This window comes from Neobacillus novalis NBRC 102450 (assembly GCF_001591805.1).
Lineage (GTDB): Bacteria > Bacillota > Bacilli > Bacillales > Cytobacillaceae > Neobacillus > Neobacillus novalis.
Genome location: NZ_BCVP01000016.1, coordinates 17,228 through 43,287 on the forward strand (window position 1 = coordinate 17,228; position 26,060 = coordinate 43,287).

General features: G+C 39.4%; 25 protein-coding genes. All 25 read left to right on the plus strand.

Going from position 1 to position 26,060, the window contains the following annotated elements:
- Positions 1–178: 178 nt before the first annotated feature.
- The 25 genes from BANVL01_RS13505 to BANVL01_RS13625 all read left to right on the plus strand — a co-directional run bounded on the left by BANVL01_RS13505 (position 179) and on the right by BANVL01_RS13625 (position 26,038).
- Complete coding sequence (locus tag BANVL01_RS13505) at positions 179–949, plus strand: sigma-70 family RNA polymerase sigma factor (protein WP_066087842.1); 771 nt, start codon at positions 179–181, stop codon at positions 947–949.
- A gap of 468 nt (positions 950–1,417) precedes the next feature.
- The gene (locus BANVL01_RS13510; RefSeq protein WP_066087839.1) at positions 1,418–2,617 is read left to right on the plus strand and encodes a M24 family metallopeptidase; all 1,200 of its coding nucleotides are present in this window, start codon (positions 1,418–1,420) and stop codon (positions 2,615–2,617) included.
- Between the two features lie 115 nt (positions 2,618–2,732).
- Positions 2,733–3,443, plus strand: a complete 711-nt coding sequence (locus tag BANVL01_RS13515) for a FadR/GntR family transcriptional regulator (protein WP_066087836.1) — start codon at positions 2,733–2,735, stop codon at positions 3,441–3,443.
- Positions 3,444–3,474: 31 nt separating this feature from the next.
- Complete coding sequence (gene meaB / locus BANVL01_RS13520; RefSeq protein ID WP_066147896.1) at positions 3,475–4,440, plus strand: methylmalonyl Co-A mutase-associated GTPase MeaB; 966 nt, start codon at positions 3,475–3,477, stop codon at positions 4,438–4,440.
- A 10-nt stretch (positions 4,441–4,450) separates the two neighbouring features.
- Positions 4,451–6,157 (plus strand): acyl-CoA mutase large subunit family protein, encoded by a 1,707-nt coding sequence (locus tag BANVL01_RS13525; RefSeq protein WP_066087833.1) that lies wholly within the window; start codon positions 4,451–4,453, stop codon positions 6,155–6,157.
- 87 nt (positions 6,158–6,244) lie between these two features.
- Positions 6,245–6,637: a cobalamin B12-binding domain-containing protein gene (locus BANVL01_RS13530; protein ID WP_066087830.1), complete on the plus strand. Its 393-nt coding sequence runs from the start codon at positions 6,245–6,247 to the stop codon at positions 6,635–6,637.
- Between the two features lie 98 nt (positions 6,638–6,735).
- Positions 6,736–8,127 carry a phenylacetate--CoA ligase family protein gene (locus BANVL01_RS13535; RefSeq protein ID WP_066087827.1) on the plus strand — a complete coding sequence of 464 codons (1,392 nt, stop codon included), beginning with the start codon at positions 6,736–6,738 and terminating at the stop codon, positions 8,125–8,127.
- Positions 8,128–8,194: 67 nt separating this feature from the next.
- Positions 8,195–8,932 carry a 3-oxoacyl-ACP reductase FabG gene (gene fabG / locus BANVL01_RS13540; protein ID WP_066087824.1) on the plus strand — a complete coding sequence of 246 codons (738 nt, stop codon included), beginning with the start codon at positions 8,195–8,197 and terminating at the stop codon, positions 8,930–8,932.
- Positions 8,933–8,985: 53 nt separating this feature from the next.
- A complete protein-coding gene (locus tag BANVL01_RS13545) occupies positions 8,986–9,885 on the plus strand; it encodes an AEC family transporter (protein WP_066087821.1) in 900 nt (299 codons plus the stop codon).
- A 480-nt stretch (positions 9,886–10,365) separates the two neighbouring features.
- A complete protein-coding gene (locus BANVL01_RS13550) occupies positions 10,366–11,661 on the plus strand; it encodes an MFS transporter (protein WP_066087818.1) in 1,296 nt (431 codons plus the stop codon).
- 146 nt (positions 11,662–11,807) lie between these two features.
- On the plus strand, positions 11,808–12,383 hold the full coding sequence (locus BANVL01_RS13555; RefSeq protein WP_066087815.1) for a histidine phosphatase family protein: 576 nt from the start codon (positions 11,808–11,810) through the stop codon (positions 12,381–12,383).
- 215 nt (positions 12,384–12,598) lie between these two features.
- On the plus strand, positions 12,599–13,597 hold the full coding sequence (locus BANVL01_RS13560) for an ABC transporter substrate-binding protein (RefSeq protein WP_066087812.1): 999 nt from the start codon (positions 12,599–12,601) through the stop codon (positions 13,595–13,597).
- Positions 13,560–14,624, plus strand: coding sequence for a FecCD family ABC transporter permease (locus BANVL01_RS13565; protein WP_082804980.1), 1,065 nt, complete (start codon positions 13,560–13,562; stop codon positions 14,622–14,624). Before BANVL01_RS13560 ends, BANVL01_RS13565 begins: the two co-directional genes overlap by 38 nt.
- A 3-nt stretch (positions 14,625–14,627) precedes the next feature.
- Positions 14,628–16,139, plus strand: coding sequence for an adenosylcobinamide amidohydrolase (locus tag BANVL01_RS13570; protein WP_066087810.1), 1,512 nt, complete (start codon positions 14,628–14,630; stop codon positions 16,137–16,139).
- A gap of 33 nt (positions 16,140–16,172) precedes the next feature.
- Positions 16,173–17,561, plus strand: a complete 1,389-nt coding sequence (locus BANVL01_RS13575; RefSeq protein ID WP_082804981.1) for a cobyrinic acid a,c-diamide synthase CobB — start codon at positions 16,173–16,175, stop codon at positions 17,559–17,561.
- Positions 17,558–18,601 carry a nicotinate-nucleotide--dimethylbenzimidazole phosphoribosyltransferase gene (gene cobT, locus BANVL01_RS13580; protein WP_066087805.1) on the plus strand — a complete coding sequence of 348 codons (1,044 nt, stop codon included), beginning with the start codon at positions 17,558–17,560 and terminating at the stop codon, positions 18,599–18,601. Before BANVL01_RS13575 ends, cobT begins: the two co-directional genes overlap by 4 nt.
- Before the next feature lie 118 nt (positions 18,602–18,719).
- The gene (locus BANVL01_RS13585) at positions 18,720–19,271 is read left to right on the plus strand and encodes a cob(I)yrinic acid a,c-diamide adenosyltransferase (RefSeq protein ID WP_066087799.1); all 552 of its coding nucleotides are present in this window, start codon (positions 18,720–18,722) and stop codon (positions 19,269–19,271) included.
- 56 nt (positions 19,272–19,327) lie between these two features.
- Positions 19,328–20,836 (plus strand): cobyric acid synthase, encoded by a 1,509-nt coding sequence (locus tag BANVL01_RS13590; RefSeq protein ID WP_066087796.1) that lies wholly within the window; start codon positions 19,328–19,330, stop codon positions 20,834–20,836.
- Entirely contained in the window at positions 20,836–21,792 is a 957-nt protein-coding gene (cbiB, locus tag BANVL01_RS13595) for an adenosylcobinamide-phosphate synthase CbiB (RefSeq protein WP_066087793.1), read from the plus strand. The genes BANVL01_RS13590 and cbiB overlap by 1 nt, the downstream gene beginning before the upstream one ends.
- A gap of 19 nt (positions 21,793–21,811) precedes the next feature.
- Complete coding sequence (gene cobD / locus BANVL01_RS13600) at positions 21,812–22,897, plus strand: threonine-phosphate decarboxylase CobD (RefSeq protein WP_066087789.1); 1,086 nt, start codon at positions 21,812–21,814, stop codon at positions 22,895–22,897.
- Positions 22,894–23,442, plus strand: a complete 549-nt coding sequence (locus BANVL01_RS13605; protein ID WP_066087786.1) for a bifunctional adenosylcobinamide kinase/adenosylcobinamide-phosphate guanylyltransferase — start codon at positions 22,894–22,896, stop codon at positions 23,440–23,442. Before cobD ends, BANVL01_RS13605 begins: the two co-directional genes overlap by 4 nt.
- Positions 23,442–24,200, plus strand: a complete 759-nt coding sequence (cobS, locus tag BANVL01_RS13610; RefSeq protein ID WP_066087782.1) for an adenosylcobinamide-GDP ribazoletransferase — start codon at positions 23,442–23,444, stop codon at positions 24,198–24,200. The genes BANVL01_RS13605 and cobS overlap by 1 nt, the downstream gene beginning before the upstream one ends.
- Entirely contained in the window at positions 24,152–24,787 is a 636-nt protein-coding gene (locus BANVL01_RS13615; protein ID WP_066087778.1) for a histidine phosphatase family protein, read from the plus strand. Before cobS ends, BANVL01_RS13615 begins: the two co-directional genes overlap by 49 nt.
- Positions 24,742–25,170 (plus strand): bifunctional adenosylcobinamide kinase/adenosylcobinamide-phosphate guanylyltransferase, encoded by a 429-nt coding sequence (locus BANVL01_RS13620; protein ID WP_066087772.1) that lies wholly within the window; start codon positions 24,742–24,744, stop codon positions 25,168–25,170. Before BANVL01_RS13615 ends, BANVL01_RS13620 begins: the two co-directional genes overlap by 46 nt.
- A 37-nt stretch (positions 25,171–25,207) precedes the next feature.
- Positions 25,208–26,038 carry a cobalamin-binding protein gene (locus BANVL01_RS13625; RefSeq protein WP_066087769.1) on the plus strand — a complete coding sequence of 277 codons (831 nt, stop codon included), beginning with the start codon at positions 25,208–25,210 and terminating at the stop codon, positions 26,036–26,038.
- Positions 26,039–26,060: the final 22 nt, after the last annotated feature.

A 26,060-nucleotide genomic window follows, 5' to 3' on the forward strand; every position in this document is an offset into this window, starting at 1 on the left:
AACTACAACTGAAATGAGTAGAATAAGAGAAGAACAACGAGCATGGATTAAACAAGGTAAACGGCTTTAAGACAATTAGAATTGATTAAATTAATTGACTCTTTTGAATGTTGTGGTATGATTTGATTTAATACAATTTTGATAGTAAAAATTTTAAAGTTATGTAAGGGAGAATCCAATGTTCTTAAGAGATAAAAAAATACTAATAAAAGCAAAAAATGATGATGACTTTATGGATGAATTGATCAGGACGAAGGAAGCCGAGAAGTTTATTAAATATGTGATTAAAACCTTTACCAAAAACCCGGCTCGATTCATGCAACAACATAGGGTAGAATGGGAAGATTTGTATCAAGCTTGTTTAATCGGACTATTTAATGGGATAAAGAGACTAAACTTGGAGCTTTCAACTAATGAGTGGGTTCGATTTGTCTACTTAACAATTCAAGGAGAAATTAGAAATTTTTCTCGATCTAATAATTCTAATTCAATTACAATCAGTCAAAGGATTCGAGCGATGTATCCGAAATATCTTCTGTTTTACCGAGATTATTGGGAAAAATACAATCAAGATCCTACGATTAAGCAAACCATGGAATACTTTGGGATATCGCGAGATGATACTTTTGATTTAGTATATGGAATGCAGCCGATTATCAGTATGGCTAAAAAGAGGAATAGTAAATCTGGAGAATTAACCTTTGCGGAATCACTTCGAGATCCTTACCAAAATGTTGAAAGAAGGGCCATTAATCATGTCCTTATCGAATCATATATGGCTGAAATAAATAACACCCAACAAGCCATCTTGTATATGCATTATTATATAGGGCTTAATAAATCAGAGATTGCCAAAGTAATAGGCTGTGGTAACTCTATGATAAACAAACATATCGCAGCTGCTTTTAAGAAGATTCGACAGCATGAGGAGTCCCAAAAAATATCATAGGTTAACACTATGAAAAACTTATTATTGACATAATTAACTGAATACTTGTATAATTCATTTATATTCAAGATTCTAATAGGTACCATTTATTAACTACTTCAATAGATCCCTCATAATTTTTTAAACACAGTACTTATAAATCTTCACATGCTAATTGTAAACGTAGACATTGTCAGACGGTACAATTTTTTAATTGATACTTTGTCTGACAATGTGACAAACAAACAAGAAGTATTTCACTCCATCGAAATCTAACTAAACTAGCCATATAATATGACAAAATCTAACCTATAGCGAAGAGGACTTTGGATATTCTTAGGTATTCCACAGGCTTTATTTTATTTATTAAATGTAAACGTTAACATTTCTACATAGTCACATTGTCAGACAAATAGACATTGTAAATAAGGATTTTCGAATAAAACAATTTTTAACTCTGAAAAGTTTGAATAAGCTAGGAGGATAATAATGGCAGTAGTACAAGATTTCGAGATCCATTCTCGTATCCGTGGTCTTCAAGAGCTATTAAGACAAAATCATATCTTTGCAGTCCTTATTCAAAAGCCAAAAAATTTATATTACTACAGTGGTTCTGGACAGCCGGCTAATTTATGGGTTCCTGCTGAAGGGGATCCGATTCTTTTTTCGAGAAGAGCTTTTACCTTAACGAAAGAGGATTCCTCCATCCCTAATATTCAAATGGCCAATAGTTTTAGAGAAATGGTTCAGTATTTAAAAGAGGTGAATGGTTTCCCAGCTCCTACTCATTACATTGGCGTGGAAACCGATATTGTTCCCTATAACGTGATAAAAAAAATAAAAGAATCTTTTTTGACAAGTAATATCAAAAATATCACGAATATCATCATGAACCAGAGGTTGATAAAGTCTGAGTATGAAATACAACAAATTCGCAATGCAGCCGTACTTTGGACGAAGGGTCATGAAGCCATTTTAAAGTCAGAACCTGTTGGGAAAAAGGAGTATGAATTAGCGGCATTAATGGAGTATGAAGCAAGGAGAAATGGCGGTGATGGCTTCGTTTCGTTTCATCGATGGGACGGCTGTTTACCAGGGGGCGGGATTGTTGCTTCTCAGGAAAATTCTTGGATTGTCTCCGGTCATGCAATGACGGTAACAGGAGTCGGTTTAAGTCCTGCCTTACCATGGGGTGCTTCCAATCGAACCTTACAAACAGGAGAAATGGTTGTCTTTGATTATGGTATTTGTAAGGAGGCGTATCATTGCGATATGGCCAGAACCTATTCAATTGGTAAAGCGAATCCAAAGCAAATGGATCTTTGGAAAAGACTGGTTGAGGTTCACCTACAAGTAATTGATCAGGTCAAGCCTGGTGTCACAGGTGCCCAGTTGTATTTTCATGCCTTAGAGATTGTTAGAAAAATCGGTTTAGAGGATTACTTTATGGGTGTTGAGAATGACCGAGGCGCATATATTGGACACTCCATTGGTTTGGAAATAGATGAATGGCCTGTGATTGGTCCGAAAGCTAATGAACCTTTAGAAGTGAATTCAATTATTACCCTTGAGCCCAAATTTATGATTCCTGAATTAGGGTCAGTCATGGTCGAGGATGATCTTTTAATAACGCCAAATGGATATGAAATCATTGGCTCAGTCGGTCATGAATTATTTGAAATTTCCTAATATTATTAAAAAATAGGAAGATTCCATTTCATTCATTATTGTAGGTTTATTCAATATCACGGGTTGTAGTACCAAGTCTAGTACATATTGGTGCTAACAAAATGGGGAGAATTTTATGTTTAAAACCATAAAGAGTAAAAAAAAGTTTGAAGAAGTATTGGATCAAATTAAGCACCTGCTCATTACTAAAAAGCTAAAGTTTGGACAAAAGCTTCCGAACGAAATTGAATTATCAGAATCGATGGGGATAAGCCGTTCCTCCCTTCGTGAAGCCTATAAAGTATTAAGTGTATTAGGCATTATTGAAGGTCGAGCAGGTGAAGGAACGATTATTAAAAAAGCAAAACCAGATAATTTAAAAAGTATTATGTCGCTCATTGCTGTTTCAAATGGTCTGGATACGCTTGAATTGTTTGAAGTCCGCACAATTATCGAATCTGCAGCCGCGGGACTAGCTGCAAGCAGAAGGTCGGATGCTGATTTAAAGGAGATTAAGAATATTTTAACAGAAATTGATCAGCAATACAGTAATGGCAATCCTGAAGCTGAGGCGTATGGTGACTTTTTATTCCATCAGTCAATCGTGAGAGCCTCGAAGAATGGGATGTTAGTTATGTTTATGGAAGTCATCGCCGATTTATTAGGTGAGCAGATTAAAACAACAAGAAGAGAACTGGCTACTTCAAGGGAAGTTTTGGAATGCTTTCAGGAACAGCATTGGGGAATTTACGATGCAATGGAAGAAGGCAATTCGGAAAAGGTAAGACAACGAATTGAAGACCATTTTGATTATGCACAGAAACAATTAAAACAAAACCAATTTTAAAAAACGGTCAATATTTTAGGAGGTGATTCACATGGTGAGTTTGTCTGATGAATTGATTGAGAAATTTGACCAAAAAGATGAAGTTGTTCTTGGTAAATTACTTAAGGAAGTCGAAAATCAAACGGAACTAGGCTTTGAGCTTTTAAAGCATAAAGCCTTCCAAAAAGGAAAAGCACATATCGTAGGAATCACAGGCCCACCTGGTTCTGGTAAAAGTACTCTGGTAGGGAAAATTTGTAAGTCGTTAGCTCAAAAGGGACTGAAGATTGGAGTTGTTTGCATCGATCCGACAAGCCCATTTACTAAAGGTGCCTTACTTGGAGACAGGGTTCGGATGCAAGAGCTAGCTAAGTACCCCAATATTTTTATTAAAAGCTTAGCTACCAGAGGAAACTTAGGTGGATTAGCGGGATCGACGGCAGATGTGGTTCAAGTTCTTGATGCATTTGACAAAGATATTATTTTACTGGAAACGGTTGGTGTAGGTCAGGCGGAATTTGATGTATTGGATATATCAGACACGGTGGTACTGGTGAATGTCCCTGGGCTTGGTGATTCGCTTCAAACCTTAAAGGCAGGAATTATGGAAATTGCTGACTTGTATGTCATCAACCAATCTGACCGCCCAGGAGCTGATGAAAGTGTAAAGGACTTGAGGATGATGGTGAATGAATCTAAAAAGGAGGATTGGAAGCCACCGATTCTAAAGACAATTGCCACCCAGCAAGAGGGGGTAGAGGAATTAATTGATCAGATTCATAGACATAAAAGCTTTTTAAGAAATTCAGGTCAATGGGCGAAAATAAGACAAAATCGTCACATGAAACGATTAAGGGGTGTAACGAACAGTTACATTACTGAGATAGTGGAAAATACTATGAGGAATGATCCTTTGATTCAAAAAAGGATTGAAGAAGTAAAAAGGGGAGAAATTGATCCATTTACTGTATCCAATGAAATTATTAGGCACCTTTTTCAAAAACAATTAACCCTATAGGAGGATAAAAATGACAAACACAAAGGTAGAGCAAGATAAGAAGTTATTTGATCAAGAAGTGATTCAAGAGATTGAGGAGCAAAAAAATCGTTGGAAGGAAAATACAGTTAAAGGAAAGGAAGGCGAGGAACAATACTTTTCGGATTCTGGGATTCCTATTAATCTATTATATACTCCAGATGATGTGAAGGATCTTGATTATTTAAAGGATATTGGTTTATCTGGTGAAGCTCCTTATGTTCGTGGAGTCTATCCAAATATGTACCGCGGCCGTTTATTTACCGTTCGTCAAATTGCTGGTTATGGGACACCAGAAGATACGAACGAGCGCTTCAAATTTCTATTAAAAAATGGTGCAACTGGAACCAGTGTTGTACTGGATCTCCCAACGATTCGCGGCTATAGCTCTGATGATCCAGAAGCAGAAGGTCATGTGGGAGCAGCGGGGGTAGCGATTGACTCAATTGAAGATATCGAAGCCTTATATGATGGTATTCCAATCGATGAAATTTCTAGTAATATCGTTACTCACTTACCTAGTACAACGGTAGTGTTGATGGCGATGTTTGCGGCGATGGCCGAAAAGAAAGGAATTCCATTAGAAAAATTATCAGGGACAAACCAAAATGATTTCTTAATGGAAACAGCAATTGGTAGTTCATTAGAGGTACTACCACCGAAAGCTTCCTTTAGATTACAATGTGATGCCATTGAGTATGCAAGTAAAAACTTACCTAGATGGAACCCGGTCAGCTATAACGGATATAACTTACGCGAAGCAGGAACAACTGCTGTGCAAGAAGTAGCTTGTGCGATTGCCAATGCGATTGCTACTTCCGAAGAGTTGATTCGAAGAGGAAATAAAATTGATGATTTCGCGAAACGACTCTCCTTCTTCTGGAACTTATTCAATGACTTTTTTGAAGAGATTGCAAAATGTAGAGCTTCTAGACTTGTCTGGCATGAGGTAATGAAGGATCGCTTTGACGCACAGCATCCGAAGTCCCATTTAATGCGTTTCCATGTACAAACTGCTGGAATTACATTAACCAAAGTTGAACCATTAAACAATATTGCACGTTCTGCTATTCAAGGTCTTGCAGCCGTACTTGGTGGAGCTCAGTCGTTGCATGTCGATTCTTATGATGAGGCATATTCTGCTCCAACTGAAGAATCTGCATTGATTTCCATTCGAACTCAGCAAATTATTCAGGCAGAAACCAATGTTGTTAATACGGTTGACCCACTTGCAGGTTCATATTTCGTCGAAAATTTAACGCAGGAAATGGCAAAACGGATTCGCGAGTATATTGCTCTTATTGAGGATAAGGGTGGACTCGTTAATTGCGTTGAAAGCGGATGGTTACATCGTGAAATTTCGGACTTTGCTTACAGTATGCAAAAGGATATTGAAAGCGGCAAGCAAAAAATTGTTGGTTTGAACTACTTCCCAACGGAAAATAATTCAACAAAAATTCCGGTGTTCAGATACCCAGAGGCCGCGGAGACAATCCAAAAGGAAAAATTACAGAAATTATATGCTAAGCGGGATTCAGCAAAGGTAGAAGAAACTTTAAATATCCTCCGCCAAAAATGCCATGAGGATGAAAATTTACTGCCATACATTAAAGATTGTGTATTAGAATATGCAACATTAGGTGAAATTGAGGAAGTATTCCGTGAAGAATTTGGACTATGGCAATTCCCACTAGCTTAATTTGGAAGGCGCCTGGGCGAATTCAGGTAATTTCCCTTAGACAGTTTTGTCTTTTGGTTTGTAATTAATAAAGGAGGATGTGTTTATATGCAGATTAAGGTTGTTATGGCAAAGTTGGGGTTGGATATTCATTGGCGTGGAGCGTTGGTTGTGTCAAGGATGTTACGGGATGAAGGGATGGAAGTGGTCTATTTAGGGAATCAATTTCCTGAGCAAATTGTCGATGCAGCTATTCAGGAAGGCGCAGATGTGATTGGTTTAAGCACTTTAGGTGGAAACCATTTAACATTGGGGCCAAAGGTTGTTGAAATTATGAAGGCAAAAGGAATGGATTCTTTAGTTATTATGGGCGGCGTCATTCCTGAGGATGATTTCCCATTACTGAAAGAAGCAGGGATTGCTGAAATATTTGGCCCAGAAACAAGAATTGAAGAGATGGCAAACTTTATCAGAGCAAGAGTAAAAACAGAGATAGCTTAAAAAAGGTAGGGGTGATGTAGGAAAATCTCCTCATTGCCTTCCTTTTCATCAAGAAAAATTTGCTTTCAGATAGAAATTAAGAAACGGAGGATAGAATGATGTTGAAAACTTCACTCAAGCAGCAGTGGCCACCCAAATATGATCTTCAATACCAACCAGACGTTAACGAGAAATATTGGTATAAAGATATTGAAACAGCCTCAAAAGAGGATTTAGATGAGCTCATTCTTTTTAAAGTTAAAAATGTTATGAAATATGCCTATGAGCACTCGGGATTCTATCAACGGAAATGGAGCAAAGTTGGCCTTCATCCCAATGATATTAATAGTTTAAAAGATTTTGAACAGGTTCCAATTACGACAAAGGCAGAAGTTAGGGAGGATTTAGAAGAGTATGCCCCTTTTGGATCGAATGTGTGTATTCCCTATTCAGACGTTCATCGAATTCATGGAACGTCTGGGACAACCGGTAAACCAACCGTCTTTTCGTTTGGAAAAGAAGATTGGGAAAGAATTGCCCATCAACACGCGAGAATAATGTGGAGCTTTGGGATGAGACCAAGTGATTTGATGTTTATTGCATCCCCGCTTAGTCTTTATATCGGTAGCTGGGGAGCTTTAATTGGGGCTGAAAGACTTGGTGCAAAAACCTTCCCATTTGGTGCTGGGCAAGCTGGTCAAACAGAAAAAGCAGTTTCTTGGTTGAAGGAAGTAAAACCAACTGTTTTTTATGGAACTCCCTCCTACGCGTTATACCTTGCAGAAAAAGCTGTCGAATTGGGCGTAGACCCGAAGGAGTTTGGGTTCCGGATTCTATTTTTCTCAGGCGAGCCAGGAGCTGGTGTTCCTTCTACAAAGAAGAAAATTGAAGATCTCTTTGGAGGTATTTGTATTGACTCAGGTACAATGGCTGAAGCAACACCTTGGATGAGTAACACTGAATGTGAGCATCGTACCGGTGTCCATTTATGGCAGGATGTTGTTTATACAGAGGTCGTTGATCAACATAGTAAAGCTCGTGTTCCTTATGGTCAAGAAGGGGTTCCAGTCTATACGCCTTTGGAACGAACATCACAACCAGTTATTCGCTACTGGTCAGGAGATTTAACGACTTGGACCGATGAACCTTGTCAGTGTGGGCGTGTTTATCCTCGTTTGCCAAAAGGTATTTACGGTAGAATCGATGATATGGTTACGGTTCGAGGGGTTAACGTTTATGCTAGTTTAATTGAGAATGTTGTTCGAAGGATCGAAGGACTCGGTGAAGAGTTTGTTATGGTCGTCACTAGAGAAAAAATTATGGATGAAGTGACAGTACAATGTGAAACTGTAGGCTCTAGAGATGAAAACGAATTAAGACAACAAATTTCAAAGGAACTTAAAAGAGAAACAGGCGTTACATTTGTTGTTGAATTACTTCCTCTAGGGACACTAGAACGAACACAATTTAAGGCTAAACGTGTAATTGATAAGCGTAATTTTAAGGAATAGGAAAGAGAATTGAAGGTAGGTATATCAATCAATCGCTCGCTTCACTACAGGAAGGGGATGTATTTTTTTGAAATTAAAAGGAAAAGTGGCACTAATTACTGGTGGTGCAAATGGAATTGGTAAAGTAACAGCTAACATGTTCCTACAAGAGGGAGCAACAGTAGTAATCAGTGATTATAACGCTGAAGCAGGTGAAAAGGCATTAAGTGAGTTTAATCACCATGAAAATGTCACCTTTATTCGTTCTGATGTTACGAATACTGAACAAGTAAATGCGATGGTTCAAAGTATACTAGAATCTCACGGAAAGATAGACATTTTGATTAATAATGCAGGTATAACAATTGATGGGTTCTTAACAAAAATGGAGGAAGAAGCCTGGGATAAAGTCGTTGCCGTCAATTTATCTGGTGTATTCAAATGTACGAAAGTGGTTGCGGCGGCAATGGTCGAAAATGGGTATGGTGTTATTCTTAATGCTTCATCAGTAGTAGGAATACATGGGAATATTGGCCAAACTAATTATGCTGCTACAAAAGCAGGTGTAATTGGACTTACAAAAAGCTGGGCAAAAGAATTTGGTCCTAAAGGTATCCGGGTAAATGCAGTAGCACCAGGGTTTGTTGTGACAGATATGACTGCTAAAGTACCACAAAAAGTTTTAGATAAAATGGAGGCACAAACTCCACTCCGGAAGCTTGGGAGGCCTGAGGATATTGCAGCTGCATACCTTTTCCTAGCTTCCGATGATGCTAGCTTCATAAACGGAACGATACTCAGTGTTGATGGAGGACTTGTAATTTAAGAGTCGTTTAAAAAGCAATAACCAATGAAACGCAATACTGGATGTGAATTAAATTGTTAATCAATGTTATCTTCCCAGTCATTCTAGTTATGGTTATTGGTTTCCTATTTGGAAAGTACAGCAAAGTGAATCCCAGTCCCATTTCCAAATTTGCCATAACCATCTTAAGTCCAGCACTTATCTTTAGTTTTTTAGCAAGAAGTTCAATATCATCTTCGGAAATGTTTATGATTATTATTTCTGTAGTGGTCTTCACTTTGCTAATGATCGTTATTACCTATGTAATTATCAAATGGACAGGGAATGAAAGAATATTAAGCCCTTCCTTACTTGCAACGGTATTTCCTAACACGGGTAATTTTGGTTTACCTGTCATTTTATTAGCTTATGGAAATGAAGCTTTTACGTTAGCGGTTGTTATTGTTGTCATCAATTTTATTTTGATGTACACATTAGGAGTCTATTTTGCCTCAATGCAAGGTAACAATTGGAGAAAGGCACTTCGGCAACTATTATTTTTACCAACCACTTATGCAACTGTTCTAGCTATTTTGGTTCAACTATTTCATATCCCGATCCCTGAATCTTTCTATCAACCTATAAAAATGATAGGTGATTCTATGATTCCAATCGCTATGCTAATGCTCGGGATTCAATTATCTAGAACTGAATTAAAAGGGAGTTTGGGAGTAACCTTTGTCTCCAGTGGGATAAAAATCATCATCGCACCATTGGTTATTTTTTTGATTGTCGTTGTATCAGGAATCGAGGGGACGCTTGCAAAGGTATTAATTATTCAAAATGCAATGCCAACTGCTGTGATTATGACTCTCATTGCCGCAGAATATAAGGCAAATGCGGAAATGGTAGCCAATGTAACACTAGTAACAACTATACTTAGCTTTTTTTCGATTACAGGTTTATTGTACCTTTTGGAGTTGTATTTTGTGTAAGATAGTGGTGTCCTTAGTTCCACATCAAAACCGAGCATGTTTTAACAATGGTAAGGATGCAGTTCTAACTGTTATTCAATGAAAACGCACTTCGCATAATGGCATTTTAGGTTGTTTGGTCACTTCCATTTTACCATTTTTCGCAACGGTGAGTTTTTAGCTTTTTAAAATTCGGAAGACTCAGTTTACATGTAAATTTGAAGCACTAAATTTTGTAATCAATTAAAATTTGTTTGTCATACAAACAGTCTAACTTTTCTCAACTCCTTATTTTCCCATCGAGAATCTACTTCATTTCTTAGTAACCATACTAGCACCTTTATACCTTTTTGCTATTGTCCAAAACTGACGAATTTATTGTTAACGCTTTCAATTAAAGTTACATCTATCAAAGGCGGTTTAAATAAATTCTAGTTAGGTAGACAAACACAAGAATAGGGATAGCTTAGACCATTTATTAATAAAGGAGAGGGTATCTTAATGACGAAACCGATTTTAGAAAATGCTGAGGTCAAAGTTCAAAAGCCGAGAAAGATAAAAGCTCGTTGGTGGGTTATGTTTTTTATCTTTTTAAGTACAGTGCTAGCTTATACAGATCGATCCAACATTTCAATAGTTGCCGTTACAATGATGGAGGAATTCGGCTGGAACGAACAACAATTTGGACTTCTCGCTTCAGCTTTTTTTGTTGGTTATCTCTTACTGGGAATTCCTGCAGGGTGGATGTCAGACAAGTGGGGAGGAGTTAAATTTCTTGCGATTGGGGTAGCCCTATGGTCTGTTTTTACAATTCTAACCCCTTTAGCCTGGAGCTTTGCTTCAATATTGGTCATTAGGTTTTTATTAGGTGTAGGTGAGGCTGTGAACTTCCCTTCTCACACATCGGTTGTCTCTAGATGGTCACCTTTACATACTAGGGGACGCTGGCAAGGACTTAATATGTCTGGTATGGCTTTGGGGGTAATGATTACTGCTCCTATCACGACATGGTTAACAGGAAAATTTAATTGGCATGCTTCATTTTACGTTTTTGGTGCCTTGGGTATAATTTGGGCAATCATCTGGCTAAAGGTTGCAACCGATAATCCAAAGGATCATCCTTATATTACAGATGAAGAACTAGCGGAGATGGGGGATGATAGTACTGGCAAAGAAAGTGAAACAGTAAAAATTGCATGGTCAAAAATATTTCGTGTTAAAGAAGTTTGGGGCTTAACTTTAATCTACTTTTTCCAAAACTATAATTGGTACCTTTATTTAACGTGGCTCCCAGCGTATTTTATAAAGGCAAGAGGATTTACCATGTTAAAAGTAGGAATATACGGAGCTCTGCCATGGTTAGGAGCCTTTATTGCTATGAACTTAGCAGGAATCCTGTCTGATTATTTGGGGAAAAAATATTCTCTTAGCCAAGCAAGAAGGATACCGATGTATATTTCCTTTTTAGGTACTGCGATTTTTATGGCTCTAGGTGCATACACTCCAAATGAGTGGGCAGCACTTGCTTACATTACACTATCTGTAACCTGCTTGGGTATTAACTTTACAATATTTTGGACATTGCCTATTGATATTGCTCCAAAAACAGCAGGTACATTATCTGGGATTATGAATACTTCTGGGACAATAGCAGGGATTATTGCACCTGCATTAACAGGACTTTTAATCGTTAGCTTCGGATCCTGGCAATACGTATTATTTTTAGGTGCGACACTTGCACTCATAGGAGCCATTTTAACACGTTTCATGGTTTCGGCTAAGCAAGTATTGGATTAAAATGGGGGAAATTTGGTCAAGGGATGCTGGCAAGTACCGCTTACCCAACTCAAATATTAACAGTAGCGTGAAAACAGTAACTCTTGACCATTTTTAAAAAAAATGATTAAGATATTTTAGAAACATTTCAAAGGAGTTATTGTTACATGATGAAAATTTGTTTAATCAGGCATGGTGAGACAGCTTGGAACGCCAACGGTATCATTCAGGGGCTTACAGATACTGATTTAAATGATATTGGAAGAAACCAGGCTGAGGCATGTGCGAACTTTCTTTCAAAACAGAACTGGGATCTTATCCTAACAAGTCCCCTGCGACGTGCTAAGAACACCGCTAGCATTCTAGCAAATAAGATGGGCCAAAACGTTAAAGTGATGGAGGAATTTGTTGAGAAACATTATGGTGATGCGGTTGGCTCTCCCTTAATAAATCAGACTTCCTATGCTGAAGCCGGGGAACAATCGATTCTTTTTAAAAAACGAGTGCTGGCAGGATTTAGACAATTAAAAGAAAATTATTTCAATAAAAAAATCATACTTGTTACACATGGTGATGTGATTCAGGTTATTCTAACTTCTCTTTTTGACAGTAATGAATTTAACCAAACCGTGAAAAATGCAAGTATATCTGAACTAGAACTTACTGGCAATAAATGGGTGATGAATAGTTTTAATAACAATGGATATTCTATTTCATTTACAAACAAAAAGAGTGTGCAATAATCGCTAGTAGAAAACAAAAAAAGGTATTGTGAACAAATAGTTTCTTACTGTTGGTGTAAATTCCAACACGGCCCCGCCACTGTAAACGAGTAGGAAGGTAATGCAAAATATACTATCTTATTATTTACTAGACAAGTAGTATAACAATGCTTTACTCGACGCTTTCCACAGGAATAGCGTTTTTTTGTGTTCAAAAAAAGAAGGAGGAAATAGTAATGAAGGCGTTTTTAAAAAAATGGGGGTTAATGAGTGCAGTTTTTCTAGTAAGCATGGTGATAATTGTTGGTTGTGGTACACAGAAGAAGATGGCTCAAAGTGAAACGAATGAAGGGATAGAGGTTTCTCAACAAGAAACAGGTAAGGAGAGCGGACAGTCATTCCCAATTACCCTCACAGATGATGCAGGCCGAGAGGTGACAATAGAGGAAAAACCAGAAACCATTGTTTCCATTCAGGCGAGTAGTACAGAGATTGCCTTTGCGCTTGGATTAGGTGACAAGATTGTTGGTGTTTCAGATTACGATAATTATCCACCGGAAGCGTTGGAAAAAGAAAAGGTAGGGGCACAGGATATCAATGTTGAGCTAGTTCTTACACTACTTCCAGATATAGCCCTTGTAACTGATTTTCATTACAAAACACATCCAGAAACATTGCAGCAGTTTGAAGAAGCTGGCATTAAGGTGATTGTGGTCGGAAGTGCTGCATCTTTCAATGACGTTTATCACAATATTGAAATGATTGGGACAGCTACTGGAAGTGAGACAGAAGCAAACGAAATCATTTCTGATATGAAGAAGCGTTTTAGTGCAATCAAAGAAAAAGCAGCAGCGATTACGGATAAAAAGAAAGTATGGGTAGAGGTTGCACCAGCACCGGATATTTTTACGACAGGAACAAATACATTTATGCATGAAATGCTCGAATCGATTCAAGCTACTAACGCTGCAGAGGAACATGAGGGCTGGGTAAAGCTAACGGAGGAAGAGATTGTCAAATTAAATCCTGATGTCATCATTACCACTTATGGATACTACGTTGAAAATCCAAAAGATCAAGTATTAGCTCGTAAAGGATGGGCAGATGTGCCCGCTCTAAAGAATAAACAGGTGTTTGATGTGGATAACGATACCGTTACTAGACCAGGTCCTCGTTTAATTGAAGGAGTCGAGACACTTGCGGAACTTATCTACCCTGAAGTTTTTAAACAATAAAATAGGTTGGTTGTATCTTCTAAGTGGCGGGTTTGTACTTAGTACAGCCCTCCTTGGCTTATTCATAAGTAGTGTCCAAGTCCCAGTTTCTACTATATTACATATCATCATCGACAAATCCTTGAGCCTTGGCTGGCTTGAAGATATAGCGAAAAATGAAGAAATGATTATTTGGAATATCCGTCTGCCAAGAGTGCTGCTTGCTTTTTGTGTCGGTGCATCCCTTGCTTTGGCCGGTTCTGCTTTTCAAGGACTTCTTCGCAACCCGTTAGCAGACCCATATACCATTGGGGTGTCATCGGGTGCTTCTCTTGGTGCCGTTTTCGTTTTGTTTTTTCAAGTGACGATTGTTGGTTTAGGGAACTTTACCCTTCCTATTGTCGCAATTGTAAGTGGCTTTATTACGCTTCTTATTGTATTCGGCCTTGTTCGCTTAAGCAGTAGAATCTTAGCCATTGAAACCATCATTTTGGCTGGAATTATTGTCAGTGCCTTTATTGGAGCGATCGTGTCGTTGATTATTTCTTTAAGTGATAAAGATTCAATGTCACAAATTATCTATTGGTTATATGGCAGTGTTGGCATGAGGGGATGGAGCCATGTTCAGCTGATTGTACCATTTATGCTTCTTGGTTCGATTATTCTGTTCTTTCACTATCGGGAATTAAATGCGCTAGCACTGGGGGAAGATGCAGCTGATCATATCGGTGTGGATGTAAAAAAAGGGAAAACCTATATCTTAATTGGTGCTTCTTTATTAACTGGAGCAGCAGTAGCTGTATCAGGCTCGATTGGCTTTGTTGGGCTTGTTATTCCACATCTTGTCCGCCTGGTAACTGGCCCGAATCATCGATATGTCCTTCCGTTATCGATGTTTGTTGGTGGAGGTTTTCTCATTTTAGCTGATTTAGTTTCGAGAACAATTATTGCTCCAAAGGAATTACCGATTGGTGTTATAACCGCATTAATCGGTGCTCCAGTCTTTGCACTATTATTGATTAAAGAAAGAATTGGACGGAGGGGATAGTAGATGATCAAAGTTCAACGTTTGGTGGGCGGATACACTTATCCTCCAATTATTAATGGTGTCGATGTTGAGATTGAACAAGGTGAATTTTTTGCCCTTCTTGGACCAAATGGAAGTGGAAAAACAACCCTTTTCAAGCTTATTACCGGGCAGTTACCAATCACTGAAGGGAGGATTTCTATTTCTAGTAAAGAAATAGCCTCTCTATCAAAGCTTGAGAAGGCAAAAAAAATCGCTGTGCTTACACAGGAAGCCCACGTTTCATTTGATTACACCGTGGAAGAAATCGTTAGTCTCGGTCGCTATCCCCATCAAAAGGGGTTGCTAAAGCAGCTTTCGAAAAAAGATTTAGACGTAATGGAAGAGGTAATGGAACTTACAAATATCCATCACTTTAAGACCACTCCCTTCCGGATGCTTAGCGGCGGCGAAAAGCAACGGGTGTTATTGGCGAAAGCATTAGCGCAAGAGCCTGAAATTTTATTATTAGATGAACCTACCAATCATTTAGATATCAAACATACCTTCCAAATGCTCGATTTACTTAAGGATCGACAGCAGCGTAGGGGTTTAACAATCTTTGCTATCTTACATGACTTAAATGTTGCATCGCTCTATGCCGATCGGATTGCCCTGCTTCATCATGGACGCATTTTGGACGTAGGTGATGTAGACACGTTACGAAAAGCAGATCAATTAAAAAAGGTCTATGAGGTGGAGGTGACGCCTGGTTCCCATCCCACCCTTCCAAAGCCACAGCTTCTGATGACACCAAGCTATACCGATTCTAGTCGTCCTTTTTATTTCAAAAATTCTTATCGGATTAAACAGACAAAGAACTATTTCCATATTCAATTTGAGCACCCGTTACGAACCATATCTAATGGGGTAATTGGTGACGGAATCCAGTGGGTAAAGCATGTTTGTAATTTCCATGTGGATAGAAATTACAATGGATCAGAGCCAAAAAAGGATTTGCAATCCTGGATGACTGATTACTCCATTCCTTATGTGCAAGCAGTTGGTATGATGACGGCTGTCATGCTTGAGGATGTCGTCATTGTTAAAAAGGAAATAGAAGGAATCCACATGCTAGCAATCGTAACAGCTGGGGTAGGAAATGCCGTTGATATAACAAAGAGGTCATTTTTAGGTGCCGTCCAAACAGTTGGCACGATTAACACGATGGTATTCATCGATGCTCATTTTACCGATGGTGCCCTTGTAAACGGGTATATGTCTGCAACTGAAGGAAAAGTAAAAGCCTTGAACGATCTTAAGATAGAAGATCCAGAATCCCATACATTGGCTACCGGAACATCCACAGATTCCCTCGTACTAGGCCTAACACAGCAAGGAGAAAAAACACCATACGCTGGATCTGGAACCATTGTAGGAAGAGGAATTGGACAAATGGTCTATCAAGCAACACATGAAGCTCTCAAAAAATACTTAAAAAGGGTTCATGAAGAAGGGTATCGTACTACTTCTGAAAGGGTAGGTGTTATGAGGTAAGCTATTATTTTTATGAAAAAGGTGGAGATGAATGTGACAGAACGACGAATTGTAATCGCCGGTACGGGAAGCGGTGTCGGTAAAACAACCCTAACCATCGGATTAATGTCTGCCTTAAAAAAGTCGAGTCTAACCGTCCAAGGATTTAAATGCGGGCCTGACTATATCGATCCTTCCTATCATTCGGCGGTAACCAATCGAGCTTCCCGTAATTTAGATAGCTGGATGCTCACGCATGACAGTGTTTTGGATATTTTCGCTCATGGAAGTCAATGTGCAGACATTTCAATTATCGAAGGAGTGATGGGCTTTTTCGATGGAAAGAGTCCAGAAACCAATGAGGGAAGTACGGCTGAGATCAGTATGATAACCAAAAGTCCTGTTTTGCTAGTTGTCAATTGTGAAAGTATGGCTCGAAGTGCTGCAGCAATTGTGAAGGGATTTCAATTGTTTGACGAAGGACCCAATATTGTTGGTGTTATCGCAAATAAAGTGGGGAGCGAAGGTCACTTTCAGCTTGTAAAAAAAGCGATTGAACAGGAGTGCCATATTCCTGTTATCGGTTATTTGAAGAGGGAGCTTGAAATTGAAATTCCTGAAAGACATCTTGGTCTCATTCCTTCGATTGAAAGAGGAGAACTGGATCCGTTTTTTGATCAATTAGGTGAATTGGTACTTGAAACAATAAATATAGATAAACTCCTTGAGTTAGCGACAGCTGAACCATTAATGGTGAAAAATGAATCTTCATTTTTTAATACGAAGAAGGAAACTGTCGTGAAAATTGCTGTCGCAAAGGATCAGGCCTTTAATTTCTACTATCCTGAGAATCTAGAGATTCTAGAAGCAAATGGTGCTGAAATCGTTTATTTTTCGCCACTCGAGGATGAAGAAGTACCTGAAGATGTGGATGGACTTTATCTAGGCGGAGGCTTTCCGGAAGAGTTTGCCCAGGTTCTCGAAGGGAATTCACTAGCAAAGCGTTCCGTGAGGAGGTTGATTGAAAGGGGAATTCCTACACTTGCAGAATGTGGAGGGTTCATGTACTTAACAGAATCGATTGAAACGACGGAAAAGAAAAAGTACAAAATGGTCGGTGTTATCCCTGGAAGCGTACAAATGCAAGCAAATTTGGCAGCATTAGGGTACAGAGAGATTACTGGTCAAAATGACAATTTTCTTCTCAACAGCCTAACCGCGAGAGGGCATGAATTTCATTACTCCTCTTTTCAATCGGCTGTAAAGGATGTCCCGTATGCCTATGAAACGAAAGGGATGCGAGGAGTAAGTAAAGAAGGCTATATCATTCACCAAGTCGTTGCCGGGTATACTCATTTTCACTTTGGCTCTTGTCCTAAGATGGTGGAGAATTGGATTGAAAAATGCGTAGAGTTTAAATTAATCAGGGGGTTAACAAGATGAACCAACAGGTCTATTACGTTCCAAAGGTAAATAAGGAAATCGGGAATCAAGTCTCTGACTATATCAATACATTAACAAAACCAGTAGGAAGTTTAGGAAGATTAGAAGAAATAGCAATTGAATTGGCTAAAATGAAAAATGAAGCATTCCCAAGCGTAACGCCTCCAGGTGTCCTTGTTTTTGCGGCAGATCATGGCATCACAGAAGAGGGTGTCTCTTCCTATCCGCAAGCCGTTACAGCGCAAATGGTTCTTAACTTTTTAAGTGGCGGGGCAGCGATAAATGTTTTTAGTAGACAGATAGGTGCCAGCCTTAACATCATAGACATTGGGGTTGCCCAAGATATTGAACATTCTAGTTTAATCAATCAAAAGGTTCGTTATGGTACTGGCAATTTTTATCGGGAGGATGCGATGACCCGTGAAGAGGCTGAAAACGCCATCTCAGTAGGCTATGAACAAGGCCAAGACATGATAAACAATGGCGCCAAATGCTTGATCCTTGGAGAGATGGGGATTGGAAACACGTCAGCAAGTAGTGCGATCTTGGCTGTTCTTAGTAATAGCGACATTGCTTCATTGGTTGGTACTGGAACGGGTATTTCACAAGAAACCTTGTTACATAAAGTTGCGGTGATTCATGAGTCACTTCAAAAAAGAAACCCCAATCCAGAGGATCCAATCGATATTATTAGCAAGGTTGGGGGACTGGAGATTGCCGGGATGACAGGGGCCATGCTTGCTGCGGCAAGCAATCGAGTACCGGTCCTTTTGGATGGATTTATTTGTACAATCGCAGGATTGCTAGCAAAAGAGATTTCTCCGAATAGCGCTGATTATATGATTGTGACGCACCAATCCGTTGAACCAGGACATCAATTGGCGATTTCCTTATTAGGCAAGAAACCCATTCTTGATTTAGGACTCAGACTAGGTGAGGGTACGGGTGCCGCGATTGCCTATCCGCTTATTCAATCGGCTACATTGATGCTAAAAGAAATGGCCACATTTGATTCTGCCGGGGTATCAACGAAAAGGTAAACTACTTTTACATTGGCTCTGTTTTAGGACAATGTTGATTTAATAACTATGTTGATTGGTGCGAAAAATCAATATACAGGTCTAACAGAGCCTTCACAAAACAGAGGAGGTCAAAAATATGGAACAAGAAAATAAGAAGAAAAAAGGTTTAACACTTGTGTATACAGGTCATGGAAAAGGGAAAACAACATCTGCTTTAGGGTTAGCGTTAAGAGGTGTAGGCAGAGGGTTTAACGTGAGGATTTTTCAGTTTATTAAATCACCGCAGCGCTCCTATGGAGAACAAATTGCCTTAAAAAAACTGGGTGTTGAGATGGTTCAGCTTGGCATTGGCTTTACATGGACGAAAACCCCAGAGGAGCATCGAGAAGCCCTGAGGATTGGCTGGCCAAAGGCAAAGGAAGCTGTCATGAGCGGAGAATACGATTTAGTCATTTTAGATGAACTTAACAATGCCTTATCGATAGACACCTTTCCCATTGACGATGTATTACCTTTAAATGAAGTCATAGAATTAATTAAAAATAAACCTGCGCATGTCCATCTCTGCATTACAGGAAGGGATGCGAAGCAGGAAATAAAAGAAATCGCTGATCTCGTTTCTGTGATTGAAGCGGAAAAGCATTATTACGATGAGGGGATACCTGCTGTAAAAGGTATCGAATTTTAAGGATGGTAGCAATATTGGTCTGCTAGCACCTAAGAGAAAGTGAGGAGTTACTGTGTATGGAAAAGGCTTTGCCGCTAATGATTCAAGGTACCCATTCAGATGCTGGAAAGAGTGCCATAGTGACCGCTTTATGCCGGATATTTGTTCAGGATGGTTTTAAAACCGCACCATTTAAATCACAAAATATGGCTTTAAATTCCTATATTACGGCAGATGGGAAGGAAATCGGTCGGGCGCAAGGAGTTCAAGCGGAAGCTGCAGGTATTATTGCGACAACCGATATGAATCCCATATTAATAAAGCCAAGTGGAAACTACAACTCACAAATCGTTGTTCACGGGAAGCCCTTTAAAAACATGAAGGCTGGGGAATATCGAGAGGATTTTTTTCAACAAGGCTTAAGGTTAATTAGTGAATCCTACGATAATTTATCTACAAGCTATGAGCGGATTGTAATTGAAGGAGCAGGAAGTCCTGCTGAGGTTAATTTAAATGATCGCGAGCTTGTTAATATGCGGGTAGCACAATTGGCGAACGCACCGGTGATTCTCGTTGGGGATATTGAAAAGGGAGGCGTTTTTGCTAGTTTAGTAGGAACCTTACAGCTTCTAGAACCGAAGGATCGACAAAGAGTCATCGGTGTCATCATCAATAAATTCAGAGGGGATGTATCCTTATTACAGCCAGGATTAACTTGGTTTGAGGAATATACCGGGGTTCCGATTCTAGGGGTTGTCCCCTATATCGATGATTTATTTATTGAAGCAGAGGATTCGGTTGTTTTAGACAGTTATACATCAAAAATGGATCCCTCAAAGGACATAGATATAGCTGTCATCCGTCATCCAAGGATTTCTAATTTTACCGATATCGATCCTTTGTTTGAGGAAAAGGATTGTCATGTTCGTTTTGTTCGAAAAGTTGAAGAGGTAGGAAATCCTGATTTACTTATTTTACCTGGGAGTAAAAATACAATTGAGGATATGATGTTTTTACATAGTTCAGGTTTAGCCAATCGGATCATGGATTTAGTTCAGAAGGATACGATGATTGTTGGTATTTGTGGTGGATACCAAATGTTAGGGACAAGCATTGAGGATCAGAAAGAAATTGAATCCTCCTGCATGATGGCAGAGGGATTAGGACTGATTCCGATGAAAACCACGATGACTCCAACTAAGACAACGATTCACTCAGAAGGGTTGGCACGGTTTGGAGAGGAACAGATTCCCGTAACGGGGTATGAGATTCATATGGGTGAGTCATTTTTCCAAGAGGAGTGCAGCCCTTTTATTCATCTTTCGGATCGAAGCGAAGGAACGATTACAGTGGACAGGCAACTGATTGGCACTTATTTTCATGGAATATTCCATAATGATCAATTCCGAGAGGTTGTTCTTAATGAAATCAGGTTAAAAAAAGGGTTAGAACCAATTTATCAGCGCGTGTCGTTTGCCCAGAAAAGGGAAGACGGCTTTGATTTATTAGCCAAAGTGGTTCGAGAAAATATCAAGTTGGCTCGAATCTATCAATTAATGACAGATTTTCAGCAAGGTCAGAACTAATGAGTTTTTTACAAGATCCAGTATTTATCTTAGTTGCTGCTATTCTAGTAGACTTGTGGATTGGAGATCCCCGACTGCTTCCACACCCTGTCATCCTAATGGGGAAACTAATCACATATTTAGAGGAAAGCTGGAATAACGGTGAAAATAGAAAAAGAAAAGGAACCGCTCTTACGATTATCGTCGTATTGATAGTATTTGTTATCACCCGAGGTCTTCTCTTTCTCGCCTACCACTTGCATTGGGGTGTTGGTCTTTTGATTGAGATTTATCTAATTTCAACCACAATAGCGGCAAAAGGTCTTTCGTCTGCTGCTAAAAGTGTACTGCATCCTTTGGAAAAGGGGAATTTAGTCGAAGCCAGGAGCAAGCTTAGTATGATTGTCGGGCGTGATACGGAGAGCCTATCAGAGAGTGAAATGATTCGAGGAACAGTGGAGACGGTGGCCGAAAATACAGTCGATGGCATAACCGCACCATTATTCTGGGCAATCATTGGTGGAGCACCGCTTGCGATGGCCTACAAAGCTATTAATACATTGGATTCCATGGTGGGATATAAGAATGACAGATATATGGAATTTGGGTGGGCTTCAGCAAAACTTGACGATCTAGTTAATTGGCTACCTGCTAGAATCACTGCCTTTTCGATATGGCTTGCGGCCTTTGTTATAAAAGGATCAAAAACGAGAAATGGCTGGAAAATCACGAGTAGGGATGCTAGGAAACACCCAAGTCCAAATAGTGGATGGTCAGAGGCGATGGTCGCCGGCTTAATCGGAATCCAGTTAGGTGGAATAAATTATTATCGCGGGAAAAAGTCGGTAAGGGCAACAATGGGCGATCCATTAAGGGGGTTTTTGCTTTCTGATATCAGAAAAGCCATCGTATATATGCATGGAGGATGGATTGTATTTCTCGTTATCGGTGTATGTTCCCTCTTATTGGTTAGATAGTTAAAAATGAGGTGAAGTAATGAAGTGGCCCAACCATGGTGGCAAGTCAGAATCCATAAAGCAACTTTTAGATATTAATATAAATGAGGAATTACTCGATTTTAGTGCGAATTTAAACCCATTAGGTCCACCTTCCTGGTTAAAGGAGACCTTAACAAATCATTATGAGACCGTTACCTGTTATCCAGACCCGTCATATTCCAAAAGCAGTGCAGCCGTTGCTAATCATGAAGAGATTGAACAAGACAGCATCCTTTTAACAAATGGAGGAGCAGAGGCTATTTTCTTGGTTGCAAAATTTTTCGAAAAAGGAAAAGCCTTGATTGTGCAGCCAACCTTCGTGGAATATGAACGCGCCTGCAAGCACTACCATATCGAAGTGGAAGATGTTTTTTATGAGCAAACAAACGGATTTGCCTTGCCGATGTCCGTTATTCGAGAAAAGCTAAAGGAAAAGGATGTTATTTTCCTTTGTCGACCTAATAACCCGACAGGAACGGTTATCGCAGAAAAGGATTTGCAGCTGTTGCTAACGGAAGGTAAAAAAACAGGTACATATGTAGTGGTGGATGAAGCCTTTGTCGATTTTCTGCCAGCCTCCACTCCTAGTCTATCGAAATGGTTAGCTTCTTACCCAAATTTAATATTATTACGTTCGTTAACAAAAATGTATACAATCCCTGGGCTAAGAATTGGCTATCTGATGGCACATCCAAGCATCATTCGCATTTTGAAAAATGAACAACTTCCATGGAGTATTAACTCGTTAGTGGATGCTGTTGTTCCAAAACTACTAGAAGATAAGAGCTTTGTCGAGGATACAAAAGCGTGGCTTCGTGAACAATCCGAGTACTTATCTGAGGCGTTACCACCAATGGATTTTTATCTTTCCCCAACCCAGGTAAACTTTTACCTTTTACAAGATAAGAAGCAGCCAAACCGAACAGAGGAGCTTTTTTATTTTTTAGTAAAACACGGAATCTTACCACGACATACGCAAAATTTTAAAGGTCTAAAGGGGGAGTTCCTACGGTTTGCAATCAGGTCAAAGGAAGAGAATCAACGATTGGTAGCTATTCTCCAAAATTGGAGAGTGGAATCGTGATTATCTTTATATCTGGTGGTGCGCGGTCGGGTAAAAGCCATTTTTCCGAGCAAACGGCTCTTTCATTATATAACCAAGGCAACGAGGAAAATCAAAGAGGCTGTCTTTATTACATTGCTACTGCAAAAACAAGTGATGAAGAGATGGTCGAACGCATTCAAATACATCAGCAAGACAGAGGAAAGGAATGGAAAACAGTTGAAGAGTCCTTTGATCTTGAACGGATTCTTTCAACCTGCAAAAAAGAGGATGTTATTCTCATAGATTGTTTAACCATATGGTTAAGTAATGTCATGTTTGAGCGGGATTACAGTTTGAAAAAGGCAGAAATGGCCGTCAACTGCTGGTTAAGCCTGGCACGTGAAGGACAATTTCACTTGCTGATTGTTTCCAACGATGTGAATGCAGGGATTCCCTTTCCGGATAAAGCAGTGCTTACATATATATACTCTTTACAGCGACTACACCAAACCATTGTCGAGCAATCAGAGCTAGTAGTAGAGGTTCAGGCAGGGATTCCAACTTATTGGAAGGGGGAAAGGTGATGAAGCAAATGAGCTTTGGCTTATTACTCGCTGTTCAATTTCTGACACGGATCCCCATTCCCCTTCAAATCCCTTGGAATAAAACGACAAGTAGATGGGCAATCAGAAGTTATCCGCTTGTCGGGGCGGTACTTGGCTCCATCCTCACTGCTATTGCATGGTCGCTTGAATCCTATCTTCCTTTAGCTGTTATGACCTTCCTTATTCTTTCCTTATGGGTATGGTTAACAGGGGGGCTGCACTTAGATGGGTGGATGGATGTCGCGGATGCAGTAGGCTCGAATGCTCCCCTTGAAAGAAAGTGGGAGATTATGAAGGATTCTCATGTAGGAAGCTTTGGAATTATTGCCCTCCTGTTTTTACTAGCATGGAAGACGCTGTTGATTTATTTTTTGTTACAATCAGATATTCCTCTGTATTCGTTTATTTTCATTCTCGCTTTTTCCCGGTTAGGAGCGGTTGTTTTAATGATCAATCTACCTACCGCAAAGCAACAGGGCTTGGCATGGGAGTGGCGGAAGAATATTAATCAAAAGGATTGTTTGTTTGCCATCATTTCAGTAATTTTCCCATTATGTTTCATACCTGACCTCCTTTATTTACTGCCAGGATACATTGTGTTTATTGGATTATTTGGAGCGTGGGTAAAAAATCTATTTAAAGGATCAAATGGAGATTTATTAGGTACAGCAATAGAGGGAGGCGAGTTATGGGGACTTGCGATGACATGGATTTATTTCTCGTTCGTCACGGGATAACCGATTGGAATCAGGAGAAAAGGTATTTAGGACATACTGATCGAAGCATAATAAAAAGCGAACTCACTCAGCTTGAAATGCTTCAAAAAGAGTTGATGGAACAACGTTTTGACCATGCCTTTACAAGTGATTTACGCCGTTGTCAGGAAACCTTAGCATTTTTAAACATTCCCGTACCCATTTCTGTCGATGCTAGATTACGAGAAGTGAACTTTGGCGACTGGGAGGGAAAAACGTACAACGAGTTAAAAGACGATAAAGCGTATCAGAATTGGCTTGATAATTGGGAGCAAGGCTCGATACCAAATGGAGAGTCATCTGATGTATTCAAAAACAGAATAGATTCCTTTTTTCAGGGCTTATTTAAACAGAGTTTGGAAACCGCCCCCCATGGGAAAAGGCAATTTCTACTAATAACCCATGGAGGCGTTATCCGCTATCTTGTCTCGCGGTTTGTACCGTCGATGTCTTTTTGGGATCTATCCGTATCCCATGGTCAGGGGATTCGACTAACCTTACAAAGGCAAAAGGAGGAATGGGTATGCAGCTCGTTATCGGCGGTGCCTTTTCAGGAAAAAGAAAAATAGTTAAGGATACGATTGGAACATGCAGCTGGGTGTCTGCCTATCAAGAAGATCGGATAGCAGATTGGGAAACCCGCTGGCTTCATGGAACAACATTAGTGATTGAGGGCTGGGAAAAATGGATTGCGGATGAGCTTACCACTAGTGAATCAAATGATGACATTCGAAGCCTATATAAGGCTCTTTTTCAAACACTCTTCGAGGAGGAGCAAAGAAGAAAAAATAAAATTGTTCTAATTATGTTAGAAATGGGGAAAGGAATTGTCCCGCTTCAAAAGAAGGATAGAAGGCTAAGAGATATTGCAGGCTGGATTGCCCAGGATGCAGCACAGCTTTCAGATCAAGTAGACTACGTCTGGAATGGATTAGCACGTAGACTGAAATAATTTTTTCATTTAGATGAAAAAATAGGGAGGGTTATTGATGAAATTAATTTCCATTTGTCCAAGTAATACGGAATTAGTCGCTTACTTAGGTTTAACCTCTACGCTAATTGGTGTGGATGACTTCTCTGATTGGCCGGAGGATATTCAGGGATTACCAAGGCTCGGTCCTGATTTGAAAATTGATATGGACAAAGTTGAAGAGCTGCAGCCTGACTTAGTGCTAGCCTCTCTTTCTGTACCTGGAATGGAGCGAAATATCGAAGAGCTAAAGAAGAGAAATATACCCTTTGTCATCGTGCCAAATCCTAAGACCTTATCAGAGGTTGGAGAGAGCCTATTAGTTGTAGGAGAAGCGACGAATACCATTGAGAGAGCAAAGCTTTTATTCGAGAAATACAATCAACTGCTCGATACCTACCATTCATTGTCCAAGAAAGTGGAAAAGCCGAAAACGATTTATTGGGAATGGTGGGCGAAACCTATTTTTACACCGGGAGCTACCAATTGGTTAACAGAAATAAGTGAGCTTGCAGGAGGGAAGAATGTTTTCCAAGATAAGACTCAAGCCAGTGTCCAAACAGATTGGGAGGAAGTTAAAAGAAGAAATCCTGATATTATCTGCATTATATGGGTTGGTGTACAAACGGAAAAGGTTAATCCAAAAGTAATTCTAAAACGTCCAGATTCGAGGCAAATGGACGCTATTAAAAATAATCAGTTATATATATTAGAGGAATCCTTATTTTGCAGACCATCACCTAGATTATTACTTGGTTTAAATAAGATAGCATGTATCCTTCACCCTTCTATCTTTCCGCCGTTTGTTGAAAATCATGATTCTTTACTTGAAGAAGGCTGTAAATTATAAGATAGAAGTTGGAAAGGAAGTT